15 protein-coding genes are annotated in these 23,693 nt (G+C 55.8%); 6 read left to right on the top strand and 9 right to left on the bottom strand.

The genetic code is table 11. From position 1 onward, the window contains the following. Nucleotides 1-373 precede the first annotated feature (373 nt). The 5 genes from Poly41_RS20385 to Poly41_RS20365 all read right to left on the bottom strand — a co-directional run bounded on the left by Poly41_RS20385 (nucleotide 374) and on the right by Poly41_RS20365 (nucleotide 8,120). Nucleotides 374-883, bottom strand: coding sequence for an SET domain-containing protein (locus tag Poly41_RS20385; protein WP_146528560.1), 510 nt, complete (start codon nucleotides 881-883; stop codon nucleotides 374-376). A gap of 80 nt (nucleotides 884-963) precedes the next feature. Further along, nucleotides 964-4,887 (bottom strand): FtsK/SpoIIIE domain-containing protein, encoded by a 3,924-nt coding sequence (locus Poly41_RS20380; RefSeq protein WP_146528559.1) that lies wholly within the window; start codon nucleotides 4,885-4,887, stop codon nucleotides 964-966. A 52-nt stretch (nucleotides 4,888-4,939) separates the two neighbouring features. Then, nucleotides 4,940-5,197 carry a hypothetical protein gene (locus Poly41_RS20375; protein ID WP_146528558.1) on the bottom strand — a complete coding sequence of 86 codons (258 nt, stop codon included), beginning with the start codon at nucleotides 5,195-5,197 and terminating at the stop codon, nucleotides 4,940-4,942. A gap of 24 nt (nucleotides 5,198-5,221) precedes the next feature. Further along, complete coding sequence (locus Poly41_RS20370) at nucleotides 5,222-6,796, bottom strand: HEAT repeat domain-containing protein (RefSeq protein WP_146528557.1); 1,575 nt, start codon at nucleotides 6,794-6,796, stop codon at nucleotides 5,222-5,224. A gap of 73 nt (nucleotides 6,797-6,869) precedes the next feature. Beyond that, nucleotides 6,870-8,120, bottom strand: coding sequence for a cell surface protein (locus Poly41_RS20365; RefSeq protein ID WP_146528556.1), 1,251 nt, complete (start codon nucleotides 8,118-8,120; stop codon nucleotides 6,870-6,872). Between the two features lie 301 nt (nucleotides 8,121-8,421). Here Poly41_RS20365 and Poly41_RS20360 point away from each other — a divergent pair, with 301 nt between their 5' ends. Together Poly41_RS20360 and Poly41_RS20355 are read left to right on the top strand one after the other, a co-directional pair. Next, the gene (locus Poly41_RS20360) at nucleotides 8,422-8,835 is read left to right on the top strand and encodes a DUF6384 family protein (protein ID WP_146528601.1); all 414 of its coding nucleotides are present in this window, start codon (nucleotides 8,422-8,424) and stop codon (nucleotides 8,833-8,835) included. A 47-nt stretch (nucleotides 8,836-8,882) separates the two neighbouring features. Then, nucleotides 8,883-10,298 (top strand): hypothetical protein, encoded by a 1,416-nt coding sequence (locus Poly41_RS20355; protein ID WP_146528555.1) that lies wholly within the window; start codon nucleotides 8,883-8,885, stop codon nucleotides 10,296-10,298. Nucleotides 10,299-10,309: 11 nt separating this feature from the next. Here the strand turns inward: Poly41_RS20355 and amrS are convergent, their stop codons facing one another. Both amrS and Poly41_RS20345 read right to left on the bottom strand, forming a co-directional pair. Beyond that, nucleotides 10,310-13,468 carry an AmmeMemoRadiSam system radical SAM enzyme gene (gene amrS / locus Poly41_RS20350; RefSeq protein ID WP_146528554.1) on the bottom strand — a complete coding sequence of 1,053 codons (3,159 nt, stop codon included), beginning with the start codon at nucleotides 13,466-13,468 and terminating at the stop codon, nucleotides 10,310-10,312. Nucleotides 13,469-13,603: 135 nt separating this feature from the next. Further along, the gene (locus Poly41_RS20345; RefSeq protein ID WP_231615803.1) at nucleotides 13,604-14,668 is read right to left on the bottom strand and encodes a tRNA dihydrouridine synthase; all 1,065 of its coding nucleotides are present in this window, start codon (nucleotides 14,666-14,668) and stop codon (nucleotides 13,604-13,606) included. 186 nt (nucleotides 14,669-14,854) lie between these two features. On the opposite strand from Poly41_RS20345, the gene Poly41_RS20340 reads away from it, so the two are divergent. Further along, nucleotides 14,855-15,892, top strand: a complete 1,038-nt coding sequence (locus Poly41_RS20340) for an aldose epimerase family protein (RefSeq protein ID WP_146528553.1) — start codon at nucleotides 14,855-14,857, stop codon at nucleotides 15,890-15,892. Between the two features lie 63 nt (nucleotides 15,893-15,955). Here the strand turns inward: Poly41_RS20340 and Poly41_RS20335 are convergent, their stop codons facing one another. Together Poly41_RS20335 and uvrA are read right to left on the bottom strand one after the other, a co-directional pair. Then, complete coding sequence (locus Poly41_RS20335) at nucleotides 15,956-16,855, bottom strand: dienelactone hydrolase family protein (protein WP_146528552.1); 900 nt, start codon at nucleotides 16,853-16,855, stop codon at nucleotides 15,956-15,958. Between the two features lie 123 nt (nucleotides 16,856-16,978). Beyond that, entirely contained in the window at nucleotides 16,979-19,831 is a 2,853-nt protein-coding gene (gene uvrA / locus Poly41_RS20330; RefSeq protein ID WP_146528551.1) for an excinuclease ABC subunit UvrA, read from the bottom strand. Nucleotides 19,832-20,059: 228 nt separating this feature from the next. Between uvrA and Poly41_RS20325 the strand changes: the two genes are divergently transcribed. The 3 genes from Poly41_RS20325 (at nucleotide 20,060) to Poly41_RS20315 (ending at nucleotide 23,689) form a co-directional block, all read left to right on the top strand. After that, nucleotides 20,060-21,859 (top strand): phosphoenolpyruvate carboxykinase (GTP), encoded by a 1,800-nt coding sequence (locus Poly41_RS20325; protein ID WP_146528550.1) that lies wholly within the window; start codon nucleotides 20,060-20,062, stop codon nucleotides 21,857-21,859. 238 nt (nucleotides 21,860-22,097) lie between these two features. Next, on the top strand, nucleotides 22,098-22,922 hold the full coding sequence (locus Poly41_RS20320) for a carbonic anhydrase (protein ID WP_146528549.1): 825 nt from the start codon (nucleotides 22,098-22,100) through the stop codon (nucleotides 22,920-22,922). A gap of 161 nt (nucleotides 22,923-23,083) precedes the next feature. Continuing rightward, nucleotides 23,084-23,689, top strand: coding sequence for a LemA family protein (locus Poly41_RS20315; RefSeq protein WP_197231478.1), 606 nt, complete (start codon nucleotides 23,084-23,086; stop codon nucleotides 23,687-23,689). The last annotated feature ends 4 nt before the right edge of the window (nucleotides 23,690-23,693 follow it).

Here is a 23,693-nt window from a genome sequence, read left to right as displayed (position 1 = left end):
AAAAGAGAGAAGCAACCGGAGAGGGTGGAACGAAGGAACATCGCGGTTTCGAATCCGTAAGAGTTATGGAAAATGTATACCTCAACACAACCGAATGACCACGATTGTATCAGAACCTTTGACTCTAAAGAGTGCCTTTACGCCCGCTGGCGTTGTATTCCAAAGCCAAGGGTCGCGCCAGCGGTAAGGGACGATCGACCCCGAAGGGATCATTTGCTTCCTCAGGCCCCCGGATGCGCGATCCGGGGCTAATTGCCAAAATGCCTTCGGCATGATCTGAACACAAATCCCGCAGTAATCCAATCGAAGTCACAAGAGCTTGTACAAGGAACGGCATCGAGCCCCAACCCAAAACTTGATCCTGGCCAGAGCGTTAGGATTTCTTCTTTTTTCGCTTTGCGATGCGTTCCATCTTCTTGACGTCTTCTGCTGCGACGACCCAGCCGCGACAAACGGGGGATCCGCATTGGCATTTGGGGACTCCTTCAAATGCGGTCCAGCGGTAATCGAATGTGATCTGTGTTTCCGCCTCAATGTTGCAAATCGCAACCAACCCCATGGTCCATTTCGTGAGGTGCACAAGCTCACAATTCGGGTCACACGAATGGTTCAAAAAAGCTGCGGGAATGGCGGGTTCCAAGAACCAATCCTTGTTGACCTCCATCACATAACTGGAGCCATCGTAGTTTTTCTGACTTAGTAATTGGCCATGCACTTCGATAACCAATTCGCCAGGCAAGAATTGACGTTGCGCGAAGACCCCCGAACCGTACTTGCCGATTTTGCCAACTGCCACATCGTTATCGTGGTAATCACGATACCCGTGATTTTTGTCCAAAATCGCCTGCAACTTTTTGCGGCGTTTCTTATCAAGCGGCGTCATGGTGTGGCTTCAATCGATGTGTCGGATAAGTGGTCGTAAGGCGAAAAGTAGCGTGCCAAGCCAAGACCGTCAATCGTCGTTCACGACTCGAGCCAGCGGTGAACCTCGGTTGGTTTGGGCAAATCGCATTGCCGAAACTTCCGAGTTCGACCGTCTGCGTCATCATACAGCAACATCGTTGCCGCCGAGAGTTCAGACGCGATCGGCGAGTCAATCAACATGGAAGAATCCGATGCGTTCATGCGTCCAAGGACTCTCAACTCCAAATCATGCTGCGACGCGCGTGGTAACCAACGCGAGAGTGTCTCGGCTGATCCGCACACGAGACACGCGAACACATTCACGCCGGGACCGTCTCGCAAGCAATCCTGTAACGCCACCGATCCGCTGACCGACCCGCCCGCGGCGTCGAGCGAGAAATTGAAGGATTCCTCCTGTCGCAAATCGCGGAACCGTTCCATCGGATCAATCACCGCCACGACGGGGGGCCAAACCTGCTCGGCTTCCATTCGTGATTGAACCAAATCACGAAGCGAAACCATTTCGGACTCGGCGTCACGCACCTTCACCGACTTGAAGTTGATACCGGATTCCGCCATCCAGCCGTTCAAGGATTCGCCGTCATCGACGCGGTTACCGTCAAAGTAAACCACTTCCAACTGGGAATTCGATTTCTGAAAACTTGCCAAACAGGTCGCGACGACGGCGCTTCGCGATTCAGGCGGAGCGATGAGCAGCAAATTGCGCCCCGTATCTCGTGTCAACTTGACGAATACGGGAGGACCAATCTCGACCGCTTCGCCCAGCAACCCGTGCAGCGAAAGGTCCGGCGCTGCGCCGGGCGACGCAACCGGTTTTGCTGCGGAAGCAAGCGCCTCGGTCCAGCGGCATGGACGGTTCCCTTCGAACACCACTGCCGGCGGTAACGATCGGGCGTACTTTGCATCTCGCGACTCAATGACCTGCAACAAATCTCGATGGGCTTCGTTTGACAGCCAAGCGACTTGAAAAGGCTGATTGCCTTCGATCAGTCCACCTGCGTCGTTGTAGATTGCTTCTCCTGGACGATTGATCAGCCGCGCGGCGGTGTTGTCATCCGCCAGGATCAAAGCGGCATCCGATTCGCTACATTGCATTGCGATTCGAACCGCCATTTGCCCAAGCGTCGCACGCGGCAGAGAATAGGCTCCGGCTAACGATTGACTGCTGAGCACCACGTGCATCCCGAAAGATCGACCTTGTCGGACCAAGCGATCGAGCAACATCGCACAATCACCTGCCAACCGGTCGTCTCGGACGAAAAGCTCCTGAAACTCGTCGATCACCAACATGATCCGAGGCATCGTTTTGCGAGCCGATCGACGATACTCAGCGAGTTCTTGCACACCAACGGCACGGAATTGTTCACCACGATGTTGCAGTTCCGAATCAAGACGCTGCAGCACACTGCGGCCGAATTCACGCTCGCTCTCGATTCCGATGACCCGGGCGTGTGGGAAACTGGCATCGGCGTAGGGTTTAAACTCAACCCCCTTCTTAAAGTCCAAAAGGTAGAATTGCAATTCGTCTGGCGTGTAGCGGTAGGCGCCTGAGGTGATGATCGCATGCAGCAGGGTGCTCTTGCCCGACCCCGTCTTTCCCGCGATCAAAACGTGCTGCCGAACGCCTTCACCGAGATCGAGATCGAGATGACGGTTTGCCCCTTGACTGCCAATCGGGATTTCGATCCCGTCGGCGGTCGAACCCGATGCCGCTTCGTCATCCTTTAAAATACTACCAAGCGGAATCTCAACGCGCGAAGCTGCGACCGCAGCTTCACCCACGTTGGTCACAAGCGCGTCTCGCAGTCGCGCGGGCGGCGACTCCCAAGACTCGAAGGGCAACGATTCCAATCCGTCCGTTTTGAGATGCCAATTTCCTTCAGAGTCCGCGTCAATCTGTAAGACCTTTTCCGAATGAGGCATCGGCATGTCGGTTGGCCACGGCTTCGATTGATCGCAAACCAATACGACGAAGACACCACATCGCAAACCGCTCTCGATCAAGGCTTGAAGATGCTTGTAGCCCTCGCGGTTAAGCCCTTCCGGAAATCCAATCGCAGCGATAGCACGGTAAGGTTCCGCCATCGAACCGGCCAATGCGTTGTAGTCTTCGATTCGCTGGAAGCGATCACGAAGGCTGGCCTGCAAGACATCTTCCACATGTTGAGACAGCTCACTGAGTCGCTCGTTGATTTGTGCATCGCTTGTCCAAACACGATGCCCCACAAGGGAGGGATCATGGTCGGCGAGCGCCATAAAGCTGGTAAAGTTCTGGCCTCGTCCGAGAGGATCGATCAGGGTCAGCTTGCACCTGGCGGCCGGGGTTCCGGTCAGCAGTCGCCAAAGCACTTGATGGGCCATTTCGATCGCACCGGCCATCGAAGAGGGGGGTGCCGTGATCACCAGCGCGCTATGCAATCGTCGATGCAGGACCACGGGCAACGCTTCGGGGACGTCGACCTCCGTGATCGCTGCACGAACCTCGCTGAGAGGACGATCTTGCTCGTCATGATCGGCCCCACGATCTTCCAGCACCGACCGCAAACTTTCGCCAACGCGCAGTGTTCCAATCGGGATAAAATCGGTTCCATCGGCGGGTGAAGCGTGTTGCTCAATGACCTGTTGCCAAGCCGGAAACCGTCGCCGAACGTGTTGCTGGATCTCGTCGATCCGGGCCAATCCGCCTCGCACTCCGTGTTCAAGTCGGCGGACCAAATGGGTCCGCTCACGCTCGCGCTGAGCCGATGCCAATTGACGCCGATGATTGAGCTGTTGATCCACGTCGGCCAACTCAACCGAAATGTGCTGAGCAACGGCATCCGCCTTGCCGTGCATCGTTTCGGACATCTGATGACGCTCGGTTTTGAATCGCTGATTCTCAGTCTGCAGCGATTCAATCAGTGCGATTCGAGCATGTTCACGTTCAATTTCCAGGGCTGTTTCGAGCTGTTGCAATTGCTCGTTTTTCCACCGTACGGCCATGGCCAAATGGTTGTTTCGCGTTGAAAGCAAGTCGGCCTCCGAGTCCGACGCGATTCTCGCCGCGATGCCACGCCCCTGGTCCGCGCTGCGATCCGCGGCTTGGAGGATCCGTTCCACCGCTGGGTAAAGCTGCCGCGTCATCTTCTTTAAAGGCCACAGGAACACAAAGAAGACGAGGAAGCCAATCACCACCGCAAGGGCGACACCGCCCATAATCGTTACCCAAGGCGGCCTTGGGCCAAACAGAAAAACAAGGATCGCCCACAACACGCAGACGATTGCCACGCAGGAGGGAAGGATGTACGAATCGACGACCTTCGATGCCAATCCCGCATGCATTTGTTGAGCAACCGATCGGCATCGTTCGGTCAAGTGGTGAATCGCTTCAATGGATTCGCCCACGGATTTCGGTACCGCAACGCCCAGATCGTCATCGGAAGAATCGGCTGGAGGCAGATCGGGCAAATGATCAAGACGCTGGATCGTCAGTTCTCTGACCGCTGCGACTTCGGTATCGATGGCATGCAGTGAACGGTCGATCTCCGCAACCTCGCGATCCCGTTGTTGGCCGGGACGATCCTTGCGTTTGTCGTATTGATGTTGAATTGCATCGCAGCGCGCGACATACTTCCGCTCGATCGCCTCTTTTCCTTCAGCGGTTTTCCGACGATAGACTGCGGTTAGCCGATTCTGTTCCTGGCGGTTTTGGATCGCAAACGACTCGTACCGCCCAATGAGTTTCTCATCCGCATCGTCCCACGCTTGCAGCATTTCGCGGCGTTCGGATCGGCAATCCGCGGTCTTCTCGGTTCGAACCGCCAGCAGTTCTTTCTCAAGTTCGCTGGATTGATCCGCCTGGGTTTCAAGCAACGCGTGATGGTCGTGAAGGCTGGACAGAAACCGTTGCGACAACGCCGCAAGCAACCGCTGTTGACGTCGCGGATCGAGTAGTCCGGTGGGGCGTACGGAGGAATCTTTCATGCTGGATCGTGCAAGAAGTCGAAGACATCATTGTTGCGGCACGCCAACCATTCTAGTCGAACGTTCCGCCGGGCGGGTTATCATCACGAAGCGTGTCATCCGAACGGCGAATCACATCGCAAAACTCATTCAACGCAGCACTGAACCGGTTCAAGCTCGGTCCAAGTGACGACAAATGCTCCTGCTCGAAGCTTCGGCATCGATCGTCGAGCCACTGCTCTTTCGCGTCGGCCCACATTCGAGCGAAATCGATGAAGTCGCGTTTGAGCCGATTCTCTGCATCTTGCACGGGCCCGAGTTTGAAGGCCATGACTGTTTCCTTCCTTTTCTCACACTATTCGATATTACTGGGCGGGTTGAACGTCCGAAGCATCTTGCGCCCTTTGTAGAGATTAAACAGGTCGCCGGGACGGAGCGGTCGAACTCGTCCCGCAATCGGCTGGTCGATCGTTTCCAATGCATCGGTCACGACCACACACTCGGTTCCGTCTCGCTTTGCGGACAAGACCCCCGCTTGCTCGTCCAAGAAAAACCCAAGCAATTCGGGTTTGATCTCTTCGTATCCCAATTGATCGAGATGTTTGACGTAGAGCCCCATGGCTCGATGCTGAGCCTCATTGAATTGGGACGCGGGGACCGCGAAGATCTCTTCATGCTCGGCATGCCAACCGGCGTAGATCGCGTAGATGTCGTCCACCGGCAAGTCGGCCACGTCCGCCGACATCGCAAACACGACGGGGCCGGTAATTCCAACGTTGCTGTATTGTTTGTCACCGAAGTTGTATTCGAATCGAACCAAATGTACATCCATTCGTTCTGTGAAACTGGGCCACATCATTCGACGCGTCTCAATCACTTCCACCCCCGTTGGTGGCACCCCCATTTGTTGAGGCTGAGTCAACCAGAGTGACATTTCGGCTTCCGCCGTCGCGGCTTCCAATCGCATTTCTGGTTCAACGCTTTCACCCAATCCAAGTTCGTCGGCATATTGGATCGCCCGCAATCGCGCAGCGGGGTCCGCCGTCAATTCCAACAATCGCTTTTTACCCATGTCATCGCCGAGCATCGCTAACGCACCCGCTGCCTCGCATTGAACGCGACGATGCTTCAACTCAATGGTTTGGTTTAACTTTCCAATCGATGAAGCGTCACCGATCAGCCCCAATGCATCGCAGAGCGAAACCGCCAATGCAACCGCTTCACCCAGGGTCGCTTGGACCGTTTCGACATCGTCACCAAACGCCCTGGGGTTCGCCTCAAAATGGCCCAACCGTCCGCTCACTTCACCGAGCAAATGATTCAGCATGGCCACCTGCTCTGCGGCCGGATGCGGCTGGACCTTGCGAGCTCGCACCAAATAGTTGCCGAGATCCAACACCGGAGCTGCCAAGGAGGGATGCTGCAGACATTGCATCACTTTGGGGAACACCCAATTGATTTGCCAATCGGCGTGCTGCATCAACGGACTCAGCGCAAACGCGGCATCGAGCCATTTGCTCGGTGGCGATTGAATCATCAAATCCATCAGAATCGACAAGGATTCCCGTGACCGAATCATGGCCAACAGCTGCAGCAGCAAATGCCGATTCGGCGTCAACGGCGGCAGCGCCGGGTAGAGACGCTCGATCCATTGCGGGTTCAATTCATGCAGCGATTTTCCGAGCGTTTCTCCAGCCCGCCTCAGCATCAGCGTATGAATTAGATGCAACAATCCGCCGAGAATCGCAGGATCGCTGTTATGAAGTGGACCGGGCGAACTTGGCGATCCGATCTGGTTGCACAACTCCGCAATCAGATCCGCTCCGTCGTGTTGCCCACCCTCAGCGATTTCTCGCAGGCGCCATCCTGCGGCCACCGGATCCGCAGAAGGTCCAAGCAGGGAAGTGAGTGTGTCGGTATCGTTTTGCAATGGAATGGTCTTCTCTGTCTTGTTGGATCAACGCCAAGTCGAAAGCCGTTGGCGCTCGGCAGTCGCTTGCTCCCTAGGGCCTGACCGATTCGCCACGAGCGTGCCGGGCGAGTGTGTCTTGGTACTTTTTCTTGCCCTCTTCAACGCTCTTGCGGATCGCCCTCGTGCTCTCTTCGCTTTCCCGGCGCAAGTCGGCGATCATTTCCAGTGATTCGATTTGGAATCCGCTAATCGCATCGACCAGTTTTTGAACCGATTCGGGGTCGATGGTGCTGCCGTAGCCAGCCTTCAATGCAGCGCGTTCGAGGGACCGGCCAAGCGTAGCGACATCCTCAAGCCCCTTGTTCACGCCATCTTTCATCGCCTCGGTCGCTTGCGTGACTTCGTGCAACCCATGTTGGCTGGTGTAAACCGTTCCAAGAATCGTAAAGACATGTTCGTTAGTCGTAAAGAACGTTACAGCACGGCGATAGACGCGTTCCTTAACATCGTGGGTTTGTTTTAATTTCGTGATCAGCGTTTCGCCTACGTCGTAACCAATCTCCAAATTCTCGGCGATATCCTTCAACAACTGATAGGTCTCGTCTTCTTTTTCGAACTTGAAGCGGGCTTCATCGCGAGCGAGTTCCAGCTTGCTTTTGCCACCTTCGTCGGTGCCCGTGTACTCATCCAGCGCCTTCTGGGCACTGGCCAAGCCATCTTTAGCATCTTGGAAGATCGGACCGTGCTTGTCTTGCAACTCTCGCGACAGCACTTCGGCTTCCTTCAACGCAAAACGGAAATCGATGTACGCTTCCATGATCGCGTCTTCACGGCGGAGCGCTTCTTTGGTGTCCTTGGCAACATCGCTGTAGACCTCGACGATTTTCTCAAAGCGATCATTGGGTGTGCCGCGACGAATCTTCATCCACCAATTGGATACTTTCTCGGTGCCGCTAATCTTACCGTCATCCAGTTGCGAGATCAGTCGTTTACTGTCTTCTCGAACCGAATCGAACATTTGCGAAATGTCCATGTATCGGTTGCCAATCTGGATACTCTCGACGTTCTCACGCACCAACGCGTTGAAGGAGCTCATGTGTTTGATCACATCGGCGATTGCGACCACTTTACCTTCATCAAGGTATCGGACTTCCTCGAGCAGCGAGATCAGTTCTTGGGGGGCCTCATTTCCGGTCTGGACACCAAATTTCTTCAGGACCACCAAAGCGCGATCAAGGTACTCTCGCATGGAATTCGTGTCGCGTTCCGCCGCGACTTCCATGGCGGTTTTGGTGACGGTTCGGCTTGGCTGCGATGCAGACGCTTGAGCTTGGTCGGACATACCGTGAAATCTCCACAAGTGAAGGCGTCGAACACGCCGAAAAAGAGAAGGGATCGATTGAGCATAGGGTACGGCGAAACGCCGTCGAAGGCAATCGTGCCCCCCGGTACTCTTCAAGTCTTGGCAATCCGCTAGAATGACGCTTCTTAGGATCGCTCGATCCATCATGGTCCGTGCCCGACTTGGCTGTGGTTTCCAGCCGCAGAATGAGGGCAGGCTGTCCACGCCACTCATGGATCGTGCGGACGTTGATGGATTACATTCTACCGAAAATCCCCGTTTTCACTCGCCGTGTGCCGACATGCCAAACCTTGCCCAAGCCCAGCAACCCGCACCCAAAAAATCGAAATCGATCTCCGACATCGAACTGCCAGGGCAAAACCTGACGCTTGAGGAAACGCTGCGGGTGATGGACGTCGCTCGCGAGCTCCGCGATCGACGCGAAACGGCCGAAGAGATGTTTCGCCGCGATGATATCCGATCGGGGCTTCGCGAGAAATTGATGCGGACCGCACAAATCACGGGCGATAAAGTAACGGAGGTGGAAATGGATGCCGCCATCGACCAATACCTGGCCACCGTCCACACTTACCAGGATCCGCAACCAGGATTCAAAAACGTCTTAGCTCACTTGTGGGTTTGGCGAGATCGGATCGCCATCGCAGCCGGGACGCTTGCGGTCGCCGCCGGTGGTTTGTGGTTTCTTTTCGGTTAAGCCGTGCTTGAAAAGTCAAAGTCCTCTTGAAAACGCAAAGTTGATCTATGCCTATTTCAGGTCCCGTCGTTCATCAACAATTAATGGACGCCTATTCAAACGCACAAGTTCGCTTGGAGCAGGAACGAACGCTGCAAGATTCGACCAAGCAGCGTGATGACCTCGAGGATTCCCGTGGTGAGGCGCTCGTGAAGTTGGCAGAGCACTACTTGCCGGAGCTCAGTACAGAGGCCGTGCGTAAAACATGGGTTGAGGTGCGCTCGGATCTGGCACAGGTCCTGAGAAGAAAAGAGCAAGAGACCACTCGAGTTCGAGGCCAGTTGTCGGACGCGAATGAACGTCGGCACCATTTGGAAGCAGAGCTGATGGGGGTTAATTCTCAGTGCGACGATGCGGTGGAGCAAATGCAGGAGGTTTCCGACCAGGTTGAACAAGAACTGCGACAGTCGGCTGAGTTCGTGACGTTATCGGACCGGGCCGCAAAAGCAGAAGCAGCTTTGGAGCGAGCGGAAGCAAACTTGCAAGAGATCGACCAAGATGCCGCCAGAAAGTTGCCAGCTTACGAACAGAGCACTCTGTTTGGGTACCTGAAAGACCAAAGTTTTGGAACCAGTCAATACGGCAAACGCGGACTCACGCGGCGGATGGACCGATGGCTAGCTCGGTACATCGACTACAGCAAGGCAAAGCAAGGTTACGATTTTCTAAAGAATACCCCAGAGCAGATGCGAGAGATCATCGCACAGGATCGTCAGTCGCTTGATGTGGTGATGGCGGAGTTGGAACGTCATCGGGATCGTGTTGCCACACAGAAAGGGTTGCCCGATGAAGTGAATCGGGTCCATCAGGCACGCGAGCGTCGTGACGAGAAGATCACGGAGGTCGATGCAGCGACCGAGCAGACACGGCAAATTGAGTCGCAGTTGACCGACTTGGAAGATCCTCGCGGGCCCTACTACCGGGAGGCGATTTCCGTGTTTCGCAATACGCTTCAACGATTCGACACTCGCGAATTGAGCCGGCGTGCTCGCCAGACGGCAGAGTTGTCGGATGACCAGATTGTTGCAGGATTGATCGGTGCCGATTCCCAGCTCAATCGTTTAGACCAAGAAGTACAGCAACAGCATGAACGAGCCTTGCACATGCAGTCGATGATGAATTCGCTTGGCCAGTTGATCCAGCGGTTCCGCGCACTGCAGTTCGATTCAGCTCGCAGCCAGTTTGTTGGAACGCTGGACGTGACCGACGCGTTATATCGGGCCCAAGACGAACAGGATGTCGAAGACTTGTGGCAAACGATTCGCTCAGCTCAGCGATGGGGCCCGAACGCGATGGAACAAATCACTCGGGTTGCAACCCATCCGATGACTCAAGTGCTGATCAACGCGATGGCGCACGCGGCTGGCGGAGCCCTTGAAGCCCACGCCCGACGAGCCGGGCATCGACGCGGCCGAAGATGGTGAACGCGATTCTCTTATTCGAACAGCACGCCCGCATATCCGACAACACGACTCTTGTCGCCAGAGACATCGGCCGAAGTCGCATAAGCGATCTCCGTGTACCTCGCTTGTACCTTCATGGCTTTTAAGGTCAACAACACCAATGCAGCCGGGATTTGGCCGCACATGCTGATATTGTGCTCGGCACATACCTTGAGCAGCCCCTCGGGATCGAGCCGTTGCAATGGGTCGAGTGCCATTCGATCACGCCGTCGGTTCTCGGTATCGTCGGCAAAATGGTTCATGTCACTGCTAATGACCAGCAAGGGAAGCTTGCTCATGGATTGCAAACAATTCGCCAACTCGGATGCCGCATCCGTCAATTCTTGGATCGAACCGCCGGACATCGCGATTGCAGCCACCTTCGTTTGCGGGGCAAAGCGATACAACAGCGGCAATTGGACTTCGATTCCATGTTCTCGGCGGTGTGCGGCAGCATCGAGTGCCATGCCGGAAACGCCATCGGCGATCCGTTGCGCTAACTCAACGTCACCTCTCAGCGATGCGGAGTCCGACAATTGCCATTGGTCATGCGGGGCAACCGCCCAATCAACCCCGTCGGCAGTGTGTTTCGGTCCGATGATCAAGACGGTCTCGGGCAACTCGACTCTCCGCCACACCTCGGCTGCAATGCGACCGGAGTAGCGGAGTCCCGCATGAGGCACCATCGCGGCGGCGACGGGACGCTTCTCGACGGAATCGAAACCCTCGATGATTTCGTCAACCTGTTGTTCACGATCCTTATCCGATGCGGCATAGAAAGTACCGGCGACCGCCGCAGGACGCGAGCTAATGGTTGGGATCGCTTTGGGACCCTGGGATGCTGCAATCGCGGAAGCATTCGAGTCACAAACGACCGAGTAGACTTGAGTGACGCCCTTGCGGAACGGTTCGGCCGCCAACGTCGTCTGTAACAACGTGACAGCATCGGTCGACGTATCGTAGCAGATCGACCAGCGACGATTTTCCAGAGCCACAAGCGCCCGTCGTTTACAGTCGATTTCCGACAGCTCGCACTGCGAATCGGTGCCATGATGAATGGCGGAACTCAGAATCGCCAATCGAACGTGCCAACCATCATCGGTCGCTTCCGCCACCAGCGATCGTGCAGCGTTTTGAGTCATTTGGAAAAGCGTTGATTGAAGCGGAAGGAGGTCCCTCAGGGAAAACTGCGTCCAACTCTTCGATTTTGGCCACTGTTTGTGAACCACTTCCAAAACGATTCCGAGCACCGAAACGTCGTTGACATCACTGGCATAGTAGCATGGAGTCGCTCCGGTATGCAGTGCGACCAAATTCGCTTCGACCCAATCCGCTAAACGTTGCACTTCGGTTGGATTGAGAACAGAAGCGTCTTGGCACGGGCGATCCTCCTCGTTGATGTAAGGACCGCCAAACTCGATTCCATCGAAGACGTCAATCCTTGCGTCACGACTCTGCCAACTCGCTGGCGGTAATCCGGCTTTCGTGCAAACGGCGTCTAGGAATTGCTCCGCATTCCAGTTGCGTTCGGTTGCAACCACGGGCAACAATAAACCCGCTTGCTTGCCCATGCGAATTCGCAGCCCCTGTTTACCAATCTCAATCGCATCGGCGCGTGCTGCGCCTTTCGCACCAATCGGTCGTGACGGACCCAGAATCGAAAATGAAACGGTCAAGTGAGGTAATTCGACCGCCGCGATCGGGGCCATTCGGGGGTCGTGTTTTGCGGTACGGTTTGCAGCCTCGACGATGGCATGGCCGAGTGGCACTTGGGATCCCAGCGAACCACAGCATCCTCGCAACGTCTCGCCGCGACGAAGCGTCACAAAGATGCCTGCAATCGGCCGATCTGCCAAATCGCCAAGATCGTCGCGAACATCAATGGTCTCGTTAAAAACCGCAGCAGTGACCAACCGACATGCGACCCGGTGGATCCGGATCCGTTCATCGGTGGTGAAGAACAAATCGTCGCTTGGTGCCGAAGCCGTTTCGTTCGCTTTGGTCTCCATGCCTTGATCCTCGGGCTCGAGTTGGTCGGTAAGATTGACGATGCGGTTGATTTGGATCGGTAAACGACGCTGGCCCCATGATCCAGGCCGGTCGTCGAAGAAGCCGGCGATCGTGAACTGGCACTTCCCGCATCGGTTCTGGTCCAGCGTGTAGCTTTCGATTTGGTGCCAATCACGGCGAATCAGCATTTCGCCACACGACGGACACGAGGTGCTTTGCCGCTGGACGTCATGAACGTTACCGACATAAACGTACTTGAGTCCCGTTTGTCGAGCCAAGTCGTATGCCCTGACCAATGTCTCTAGCGATGTCCGTGGCCGATCGTTCAGTCGATAATCAGGATGGAACGCCGTAAAGTGAATGGGAACGCTGTCACCCACATTCTCCAAAATCCAATCGCACATCTGCCGCAATTCATCCAACGAATCGTTTGCGTGGGGAATGATCAAGTTCGTCAATTCGACCCAACAATCGGTCTCGCGGCAAACATAGCGGATCGTATCAAGAACGGGATCCAGGTGTGCGCCGGTGAGCCGATAGTAGAACGCTTCGCTGAAGCCTTTTAAATCGATATTGGCTGCGTCCATGACCTCGTAAAAATCGCCACGAGCCTCGGGTGTGATGTATCCCGCCGTGACGGCAACCGTTTTCAGACCCAGGGCATGGCACGACACGGCGGTATCGATGGCATACTCCGCCCAAATGACGGGATCATTGTACGTAAACGCGACGCTGCGACATCCGTGTTCCGCAGCAGCGGCAGCGATTTCGTCTGGCGATGCAGCCGCACTCGCCCGATCGACTTCTCGGCTTTTCGAAGAATCCCAGTTTTGGCAGAACTTGCATCCGAGGTTGCACCCGGCCGTGCCGAAGCTTAACACCGGAGTTCCCGGATAGAAATGATTCAGTGGCTTCTTTTCGATCGGATCGATACAAAACCCAGTGCTCCGACCATAGGTGTCGAGAACCATTTGGCCATCGCGATTGACTCGCACAAAACAGAAACCGCGGTCCCCGGGCTTCAAGCGACATTCGCGAGGACACAGCCTGCAGTGAATGCGTCCATCCGACTGAGACGTCCAGTAGCGACCGGGGTAGTCCGCGAACGAGGGATTCGAAACCTGAGGTAAGCCCGTGATCATGGCATCACTCCGTGATGAATGCGTTCCACTGAAAGCTTGTGAGTGGTCTGCCGCAGCTGTCGCGTGTCTCTGAGATCCATTGTAGTGCGAACGCCGGACGCAGTGTGGTTTTGGCTTGCGCGGGCGGACTGGCACCTATTCTTCCGCCTGCGATCGGTAGTAATGCCTTGGTACATAGCGGCCAGCTCGATCGGCTTGGTAGTGCCGCTTGATCACGGTTTCGAATTCGGCTCGCGTCCGCAAATGGGCGAAATCCAACCTGACCACCTCGTGTTCCGGATGGCTTTGAGAGTATTTGATAAAGAACTTTCGCATCAACAGCGGAGCACGATCCACGGTGTAGGTTTGTTCGCACAAGGAAAAATGCTCGCGCATCACTTCGGCTTGTTCACCAAGCGTCGGTGGTGGCGGCAACGGCTTGCCAGCCGCAAGTGCGGAGGCTTGGGCAAAGATCCACGGATTGCCGATTGCGCCGCGAGCGACCGTCACGCCGTCCACACCGGTTTGTTCGATCATCCGCCCGCAATCCTCGGCCGAAAACAAATCGCCACTGCCTAGGATCTTGATCGAATCGCCAACATGCTGCTTCACCTCGGCAAGAAAGCCCCACCGGCTCGGGCCGACATAACGTTGTTGGACGGTTCGTCCGTGGATGGTCGCTGCCGCCAGTCCCGCATCCCGGGCTCCATCGAGAATCTCGAAAAATGCGTCCCGGGACTCCGACGAATCATCCATTCCACGGCGCATTTTGACGGTTACGGGAATGGAATCGGGTACCACATCACGGGTTCGCCGCAAGATTTCAATGGCAACAGAGGGCTGTGACAAGTGGAAGCCACCGCGACATCGGCCGAGCACCTTTTTAACAGGACAGCCAAAATTGACGTCGATAATGTTGAATCCCGCTTCGACCAATTTCATCGCGCCAGCGGAAAACTGCTCCGGCTCTGCCCCCATCAATTGCCCCCCCACCGGCGACTCATCGGGGTGGATATCGAGAAAGTGCTTCGTCTTTTGGCGTTTGCTCAGCGCCAGCAAGAACTGGTCGAGCATGACCTCGCAAACCGTGTAGCTAGCCTGATGGCGACGCGCAATGACCCGCATCGGCAGGTCGCTGTATCCCGATAGCGCAGCCTGGACGACCGGAAATCCGATCGACACAGTGCCGATTTCGAGCGAGCGGGTTGGCGATGGTTGCATTTGAGATGACGTGCTCCTACCTTGATGATTGCTGCGCGGCTCTTCGCTGGCAACCACCATCACCCTCATACCCCAAAAAGCGTTCGAATGTTAAGTTCTCGCAGCCTCGGATCGTCACTGGTTTCCGCGCTGGTCGCGATATTTTTCATTTCTCATTCGTGTACTGAAGCGAAAGATTCCTCCTCGATGAACATTACCACCCAACCCTTTGGCAAAACCGAAGTGGGCCGCGAAGTCACTCGGTACATTCTGACCAACTCGCTCGGCAACAGCGTCTCGGTGATGAATTGGGGGGCGAGCCTGTTGGATGTCAACGTGCCCGATCGCGATGGAAACATGGCAAATGTCAACTTGATGTTCCCTACGCTTGATCGCTATCTCAGCGGTCACCCGTTTCTTGGAAGCACCGTGGGGCGGTTTTGCAATCGGATCGGCAATGCGTCGTTCACGATTGACGGCAAAAAGTACGAAGTGACCAAAAATAGCGGCAAACATCACATTCATGGCGGAAAAAAGAACTTTACCTATCAGTTTTGGGAAGGTGAAAGCTACCAGACCGACGATGCAATCGGCGTACGGTTTACGCTAGTGAGCCCCGATGGCCAAGAAGGCTATCCGGGGACCGTGTCGGTGACGACCGACTATGGCTGGAACGACAACAACGAATTGACCATCGCTTTCACCGCCACGACCGACGCCAAGACTCATGTGAATTTGACGAACCACAGTTACTGGAACCTGGGCGGTGTCGGCACCGGAACGGCGATGGATCACGTCGCGACCCTTCACGCTGACAAGATTCTCGATGTTGACGAAGACAAAATTCCCGGCGGGAAGTTCCGAGACGTCGAGGGCACCCCCTGGGACTTTCGCAGCCCGATGTCGTTTGCTTCTCGAATCGACCAGCTGTCGGCGACGGGCGGGTACGACGACTGCTACGCAATCCAAGGTGAGATTGGAACGCTCCGACCCGCCGCACGCGTGGTCGATCCTGATTCGGGCCGCGTGTTAGAAATCGAAACCACCCAGCCTGGCGTCCAGCTTTATACGGCAAACTATTTGCCAGGCAACGAACGATCCGCTGGTGCAGGCGGCCACGACGCGTTTTGCTTAGAGACGCAGCATTTTCAAAATGCACCGAACGTTCCCACTTTTCCCACGACCCTGTTGAAGCCAGGTGAAACATTGAACGAAGTGACCGTGCACCGTTTCTCGGTCGAGTGATTTGAACGCAATGTTTCGTGACAGGCAGGGTCCTTTCATTCCCAACCTGTTTCTCGCTCGATCCTACGATTTGGCGAGCTGCTGTTTGAAGAAGTCGATGGTTCGTTTCCAAGCCAACTCGGCCGCCTTCTCGTCGTAGCGAGGCGTCGTGTCATTGTGGAATCCGTGATTGACACCCTTGTAAACGTGCGACTCGAACGACTTCTCGTGCTCCTTCAAAGCAGCTTCGAAGGCAGCGGCGCCGGCCATGATGCGGCCGTCCAGTTCGGCATTTTGGATCAAGAGCGGCGCCTTGATTTTGGGGACATCGGCGGCATCCACCTGGCGTCCGTAGAAGGGAACCACCGCAGCGACGGTATCAGGAATTCGCACCGCCAACGTCAGCACCATTCCGCCGCCATAGCAGAAACCGACCGCTCCGACCCTTCCGGTGGACAACGGGTGTGTCTTCAACAGCTCGGCAGCGGCGATAAAGTCATGGACCATCTCTTCGCCATCTCGTTTCGCTTGCATCGCACGGCCCTCATCGTCGTTGCCGGGGTAGCCGCCCAGAGGCGTCAACGCGTCAGGGGCAAAGGCTAGGAATCCGGCAACGGCCAATCGCCGTGCGACATCGCCAATGTAGGGGTTGAGTCCCCGGTTTTCGTGAACGACGAGGACCGCCGGGAATCGCTTTCCGTTCTCCTCGTTTGGCCAAGCCATCAATCCGCTCATTTGGCCAGCACCCTTCGGCGAGGCATAGGAAAGGGTCTTGGTCTTGATTCGCGGATCACTCGGTGAGACCTGTTCGGCGAGCGCATAGTTGGGGGCCAAACTCTGTTCGAGCGATTCGACCGTTAGCCCACCGACCGCAAAGGCGGCCAATCGTTTGACATAGTCGCGGCGTGACAAACGTCCGTGTGCGTAGTCATCGTAGAGGTCAAGAACGCGTTGATCGAACGGGGCAGATTGGTGACGTTTCATCTTTTCTAGACTCCAGTTCTTCGGGGTGGTCCGAAACGGTTTTGTGACAGCAGTTGCATCATTGTACCGGAACAGGCGAGAACCGTGATGAATGGCGCTGTGCCGGGCGGTTTCCGGCAAATCCTAACGCCGCGCCAGCATTTTACCGGTCACGCTTTCTTCGCAGTTCATCACTTCAGCCGGTGTTCCGGTTGCGACCACATTGCCTCCGTTTTGCGCCGCGCCGGGGCCAAGGTCAATCAAGTAATCGGCCGCTTGCATCAACATGGCGTTGTGCTCCACCACGATAAGGGAGTGGCCATCGGCCAGCAGGGCGTCAAAGCAATCGACCAGCCGAACGATATCGGCAAAGTGCAATCCGGTGGTTGGTTCATCAAGGATAAACAGGGTGCGTCTTCGTGAGGCGGACGCCAGAAACGCTGCCAGCTTCAAACGTTGACCCTCACCACTGGAAAGCGTGGTTCCCGGCTGCCCGAGTGTGATGTATTCCAGTCCGACATCGATCAATCGCTTCAAACGCTCTTGCACTTTCCCTTCACCACGAAAAAACGATGCGGCTTCACGGACGGTCATGTTCAGCACGTCGTCGATCGTACGGTCCCGATAGCGGACTTTCAAAATCTCATCGCGAAAGCGTGAGCCCTGGCACGACGGACAACGCATCGTCACGTCAGCGAGAAATTGCATGTCGATCTGCAAGACACCCGAGCCCTCACATTCACTACATTGGCCTTTTGCACTATTGAAGCTGAAGTGACCGGCACCGTAGTTTCTCGTCCTGGCGTCCACTGTGTCGGCAAATACCTTGCGAATCGCATCGAACGCTTTCACATAGGTGACGGGACAGCTTCGAGCGCTCTTGCTGATTGCCGATTGGTCAATCAGCATGCACTCATCCACTTGGCTCAATCCTTTGATGCTTTGGAATGGTAACACGGCGGTGAGTGAATTCGTCTTTCGTGAACGAATCGCACCATAGAGAGTGTCCTGGACGAGCGAGCTTTTGCCACTGCCAGAGACCCCCGTAACAAGACAAAGCACCCCGAGCGGGAACTCAACGGAAACCTCCTTCAAGTTGTGCCCGCTGGCTCCTTCGAGCGACAGGAAGCCGCGAGGTTTCCTGGGTTTGCGGTCCCGTAGCGTCCAGCCTCGCTTGCCGCTCAGGAATTGGCCCGTGATGCTGTTTTTATCTTTCAACATTTGCTTGGGCGTTCCTTGGAAGATGACCTTACCGCCCAAGCGCCCCGCCGTGGGCCCGATTTCGATCGCTTGATCTGCCATACGAATCAAGGTTTCATCATGCTCCACGACGATCACCGTGTTTCCTCGATCCCGAAGCCCCACAATGGCATGGACCAACGTATCGACATCGGCTGGGTGTAAACCCGCCGTCGGTTCGTCGAGCACGTAAAGCATGTTGACCAAACTGCTGCCGAGTGCGGCGGTGAGTGCGACACGCTGCGTTTCGCCACCGGAAAGTGTGCGCAGGGTTCGGTCAAGTTGCAGATAGCCGAGCCCGACCGCTTGGAGGTAGCCGATCCGGTCACGAATCTGAGTCAGTGGCTCGGATGCAATTTGAGCATCACGCTGCGGTAGTGGCAGGTTTGCGAAAAAAAGATCCGCCTGGTCGGTTTGCATCGCCAGACAATCGGCGACGTTCTTTGCGTTGATGCGATAGGCTAACGCCATTGGATTGAAGCGTTTTCCATGGCACTCGGGGCAGGGCCGATAGCTACGGTAACGTGACGCGAAGATGCGAAGGTGCATCTTGTATTTTTTTCGATCAAGCCAAGCAAAAAAACCATCCAGCCCACCAAAGTTTCGCTCCGGGACACCCTGTTGTATCCACTTCAGTTGTTTTTTGGTGAGAGACGAGAAAGGTACATCGGTCGGGATGTCGTAGTCATCCGCGAGGGCCAAAAGCTCAAACTTCTCGTGTTCGTACGAAGGCGTATTCCACGGCGCAATCGCTCCTTCGGCCAGCGACACGGTTTTGTCGGGAACGACCAAGTCCATGTCGACATCGACAACGTCACCAAAGCCTTCACAAATGGGACACGCACCGAGGGGGTTGTTGAAGTTGAACAACCGTGGCACGGCATCCGGATAGTCGATATCGCAAGCGTCGCAACGCTTTTCGCGGCTGATCGTGCGACGAAGCCAAGGGTTACCATCGATTTCGATCGTGTTGTCGACACACCGTCCCGCAGCGGGGGAGACCGCATCGGCTGGCCCCACGGAGCGGGCCTGCGACAGGACCACCGCGCGACCGTGCCCTTCGTTCATGGCAGTTTCGAGCGATTCGGTCACTCGGCCGAGCTCGGCATCGGATGCGATCCGGTCGACCACCACGATGCAATCGATTCCCTTCTTGCCAACCATTCGTGCGAGTGTCGCGCGGTCGCTGTCGGACAGGTGGAAGGTTTGATTGCCGGCCACCAGCCGCAAATAGCCTTCTTGCTGCAACCCCAGCAGGATCTCGCTGGCCGCTTTGCGGCTGGGCAAGTGGACGGTAAATCCAACCATCACCCGCGTCGCTTCGGGCCCGCGGCCGATTTCTTCCGCGACGACCGCTGGATCGTCGCTGACGACCGGTTCTCCGCAACGGTAACAGAAGAGTTGTCCGACCTTTGCGAACAGCAATCGCAAGTGATCGGCAATCTCGGTTGCCGTTCCCACGGTGCTGCGGTTCGTGCGAGGGCCGCCAGCACGCGTAACCGCGATTGCGGGCGGTATCCCCTCGATTAAGTCGCAATCGGGTTTATCGAGCCGCGCGAGGAATTGGCGGGTGTACGCAGAAAAGCTCTCGATGTAAGCCCGCTGCCCTTCCGCATAGAGCGTATCGATTGCCAGCGACGTTTTGCCGCTCCCCGACACCCCGCAAAATGCGATCAATCTGCCACGGGGAAGATCGACGTCAATATCTTGAAGATTGTGGACGCGACAACCACGTACGGAAATGGTGTCTCGGCTCAAGGAATTCTCTTACGGAAGAGGAAAAAGTCAATAACGGCGGATTTTAGGCTATCGTCGATTCATTGTACTGCCAAGATCGCGAGGTACCGTTGGCGAGCCAGTGAAACACCCCTAGGATATGGGCTCAGCGGGACAGGCCGTGTGGAGAGTTCCCCTACAGTCTGGTTAACCCACTACCTACAGCCAAGCACCCACTGGCAACTAGTCAAACCCCTTACAGGAGTAGAGATGAATTTACCGACCAAGAATCAGAAGCTTATTGATTGGGTCAACGAATGCGCCGAAATGATGACCCCCGACGCGGTCGTTTGGTGTGACGGATCTGAAGCCGAGTATCAGAAGATGGCCGACATCATGGTCGATGCGGGTTTGGCCACTCGTTTGAAGAAACGCCCCAACAGCCTGTTGTTCCGCAGCGATCCGAGCGATGTGGCTCGGGTCGAAAACCGAACGTACATCGCCAGCAAGACCAAGGAAGCTGCTGGGCCGACCAACAACTGGATCGACCCCGCTGAGCTGAAGGCGACGATGAAGGAATTGTACAAGGGATGCATGAAAGGCCGTACGATGTACGTGATTCCTTTCTCGATGGGCCCGGTTGGATCCAACATTTCGAAAATCGGTGTTGAAATCACCGACAGCCCTTACGTTGTCATGAACATGCACACCATGACTCGCGTCGGAACCAAGGTTCTTGATGCTTTGGGAGCGGATGGCGAGTACATTCCTTGCCTGCATTCGATCGGCAAGCCGCTGGCCGAAGGCGAAGACGATGGTGGTCTTTGGCCCTGTGCCCCACTGGATAAGAAGTACATCGCTCACTTCCCCGAGGAGCGGCTGATCTGGTCCTACGGATCGGGCTACGGCGGAAACGCATTGCTCGGCAAAAAGTGCTTGGCACTGCGGATCGCATCGGCACAAGCTCGCGACGAAGGCTGGATGGCCGAGCATATGCTGATCTTGAAGCTGACCAACCCCGAAGGCGTTGAAAAGCACGTCGCAGCGGCGTTCCCAAGTGCATGCGGTAAGACCAACTTGGCCATGCTCGTTCCGACGATTCCCGGTTGGAAAGTCGAAACCGTTGGCGATGACATCGCATGGATGAAGTTCGGCGACGACGGCAAGCTCTACGCAATCAACCCCGAAGCCGGTTTCTTTGGAGTGGCCCCAGGGACGTCAATGGATTCGAACCCCAACGCCATGGAGTCGATCAAGAAAGATACGATCTTCACGAACGTTGCGTTGACCGAAGATGGCGACGTGTGGTGGGAAGACATCGGATATCCCGCACCAGGCAAGCTGATCGATTGGAAAGGGAATGAATGGGAACAAGGCAAGAGCGAAGGCCCTTCGTCTCACCCGAACTCGCGTTTCACCGCCAAGGCATCCAATTGCCCTTCGATCGCATCGAATTGGGAGGATCCCAAGGGAGTTCCGATCGACGCGTTCTTGTTCGGCGGTCGTCGCCCCTCGGTGATTCCGCTGGTTCACGAAGCCGACAGCTGGGCGCATGGCACGTTCATGGGTTCGATCGTCGGATCGGAAGTCACCGCTGCGGCGTTGGACTTGAAGGCCGGAACGATTCGCCGCGACCCGATGGCGATGCTGCCGTTCTGTGGCTACAACATGGGCGAATACTTCCAGCACTGGATTGATCTTGGCAAGCAGGACGGTGTTCAGCTGCCAAAGGTCTTCTTCGTCAACTGGTTCCGCAAGACCGACGATGGACAATGGCTCTGGCCTGGCTTCGGCGAGAATTCCCGAGTTCTCGAGTACATCTTCAATCGCTGTGACGGCAAAGCAAAGACGGTCGACACGCCGATCGGAAAGATGCCAGCCAAGGGCGAACTCAGCTTGCCCGAAGGTGTCACCCAAGAGGACATGGACGAACTGCTTAGCGTCGACCTCGACGGCTGGAAGAAGGAAGTCGCGGACATTAAGGCGAACCATTATCCGAAGTTTGGCGACAAGTTGCCGAAGGAATTGGCCGTCTTCCTCGATTCGCTCGAGAAGAAATTGAACGCGTAGTTTTCCTTGGACCAAGGGATACAAAATGAAACCTCCGTGTTCACCGCACGGAGGTTTTTTTGGGTTCCGTGTCACTCATCACGATTATGAGGAATTTGCACACGCCCCCAAATTGCCTTTGCCAATCCAAGCCGCGAAGGTAAACTTCGTCCGCTGCTTCGGCTTAAGTTTGAAGTAGCGGCAGCCGCCCGGCGGTTAGCTATCCACTCCCCTAACGAAGATACAAAACGAAGAGACGATGTACTGCACCACGATTGAGGATTCCCACGTTTGCTCGCTCCGACGCGTGGTCGGTCGATGGAATGTTGGTGTTGGGGTTGCGGCCTTCACCGCAGTGCTGGTTGCTCCGCTCATGAGCACCGAGTTTCACGCCCACGCAACCGAACCACCCGCCGCGACCGCCACCGAACCGGCCGCTGCGACCGAGCTAGCGCCCGAGACCGAGAAGCCCCATGCGATGGTCAGCGCCGCGGTCTCCGCAACCGATGCCCTCGATCGTTTGGCCGAAGGCAACAAACGCTTTGCGGCCGAAGCGTCGATGCATGATCACGAAAGCATGTCTCGCCGTAGCGCACTGATGAAAGGCCAACATCCGTTTGCCGTGATCGTCGGATGTGCCGATTCACGCGTGCCGCCAGAATTGATTTTTGACCAAGGCTTCGGTGATCTTTTTGTGATTCGCAATGCCGGAAACCTGGTTGCAACGGACGTGACCGCGAGCATCGAATACGCAGTCAGGCACTTGGATACCCAATTAGTCGTCGTGATGGGTCACGAGGGATGCGGCGCGATCACGGCCGCCTTGGAATCTGCCGAGACGCGTTCGCATGAGCCGATGGAGTTGCAGGCGGTGCTAAAAATGATCGAGGTCACGTTGTCGGATCACAAGCACCCTGCCGACCCGAAAGAACGTGTTTCTGCTGCTGTCCGAGCCAACGTGGTCGCTGCGGTCAAGCGTCTGCGTTATTTGGCTGCTGAGCATGCCGATCCGGAGCTGATGAAGGCGAAGTTCGTGGGAGCCGTTTACAACATGAAAAGTGGCACCGTCGATTTCTTTGAGTAACCCGCTTCGCAATAGAACGTGGCAACCCTCAAATTAAAGTCCAGCTAGTGCATCACCCCGTCTGGCTTTTGGGATAGCGGAACTCGCCGGGGCCATGCAACGCAAAAGAAGTTGCTACAATCAGGGCACCTTCCACCCTTGCACCCCTGAGGAAACTGGTCATGACTCTGATTATCGGTATCGTTGTTGTTCTGCTTGCGATGGGGCTGTTGCTTCTGCTTTACGGCGTGCAGATTTTCAATCGATTGGTGACACTTCGCAACCGCGTCGACAATGCGTTTTCCCAGATCGAGGTGCAGCTAAAACGACGTCATGATCTGATCCCCAACCTCGTGGAAACGGTCAAGGGCTACATGAGTCATGAGCGTGAAACGCTCGAAGCGGTCATCAACGCTCGCAACCAAGCGGTGGGCGGACTGACCAGCGCGGCGGCGGACCCGAGCGACCCTGCTGCGATGGCGGCCTTGGCCGGCGCAGAAAAGGGACTCTCGGGCGCATTGGGGCGTTTGTTTGCCCTTGCCGAGGCCTACCCCGATCTGAAGGCAAACCAGAACATGGCCCAATTGACCGAGGAAATTACGACGACCGAAAACAAGATCAGTTTTTCTCGTCAGGCCTACAATGATTCGGTTACCCAATACAACACTTACCGACAAACCTTCCCACCGGTGATCTTTGCCAACACCTTTGGGCACACTCAGGATCGTGAGTTACTGCAATTTGATGACGAGAATTTAACCCAGGCTCCAAAGGTTTCCTTTAGCTGAGGAA

This window comes from Novipirellula artificiosorum (genome assembly GCF_007860135.1).
Lineage (GTDB): Bacteria > Planctomycetota > Planctomycetia > Pirellulales > Pirellulaceae > Novipirellula_A > Novipirellula_A artificiosorum.
Note: the sequence above shows the minus strand (reverse complement) of the source record. Positions and strands in the feature narration are given on the sequence as shown.

What these genes read in the sequence shown, in the direction of transcription:
- Poly41_RS20325 (WP_146528550.1), top strand. Translation starts at nt 20,060, where the DNA reads ATGAATTTACCGACCAAGAATCAGAAGCTTATTGATTGGGTCAACGAA.
- Poly41_RS20375 (WP_146528558.1), bottom strand. Translation starts at nt 5,197, where the DNA reads ATGGCCTTCAAACTCGGGCCCGTGCAAGATGCAGAGAATCGGCTCAAA.
- Poly41_RS20355 (WP_146528555.1), top strand. Translation starts at nt 8,883, where the DNA reads ATGCCTATTTCAGGTCCCGTCGTTCATCAACAATTAATGGACGCCTAT.
- Poly41_RS20345 (WP_231615803.1), bottom strand. Translation starts at nt 14,668, where the DNA reads ATGCAACCATCGCCAACCCGCTCGCTCGAAATCGGCACTGTGTCGATC.
- Poly41_RS20380 (WP_146528559.1), bottom strand. Translation starts at nt 4,887, where the DNA reads ATGAAAGATTCCTCCGTACGCCCCACCGGACTACTCGATCCGCGACGT.
- Poly41_RS20315 (WP_197231478.1), top strand. Translation starts at nt 23,084, where the DNA reads ATGACTCTGATTATCGGTATCGTTGTTGTTCTGCTTGCGATGGGGCTG.
- Poly41_RS20320 (WP_146528549.1), top strand. Translation starts at nt 22,098, where the DNA reads ATGTACTGCACCACGATTGAGGATTCCCACGTTTGCTCGCTCCGACGC.
- Poly41_RS20385 (WP_146528560.1), bottom strand. Translation starts at nt 883, where the DNA reads ATGACGCCGCTTGATAAGAAACGCCGCAAAAAGTTGCAGGCGATTTTG.
- Poly41_RS20360 (WP_146528601.1), top strand. Translation starts at nt 8,422, where the DNA reads ATGCCAAACCTTGCCCAAGCCCAGCAACCCGCACCCAAAAAATCGAAA.
- Poly41_RS20335 (WP_146528552.1), bottom strand. Translation starts at nt 16,855, where the DNA reads ATGAAACGTCACCAATCTGCCCCGTTCGATCAACGCGTTCTTGACCTC.
- Poly41_RS20340 (WP_146528553.1), top strand. Translation starts at nt 14,855, where the DNA reads ATGAACATTACCACCCAACCCTTTGGCAAAACCGAAGTGGGCCGCGAA.
- Poly41_RS20365 (WP_146528556.1), bottom strand. Translation starts at nt 8,120, where the DNA reads ATGTCCGACCAAGCTCAAGCGTCTGCATCGCAGCCAAGCCGAACCGTC.
- amrS (WP_146528554.1), bottom strand. Translation starts at nt 13,468, where the DNA reads ATGATCACGGGCTTACCTCAGGTTTCGAATCCCTCGTTCGCGGACTAC.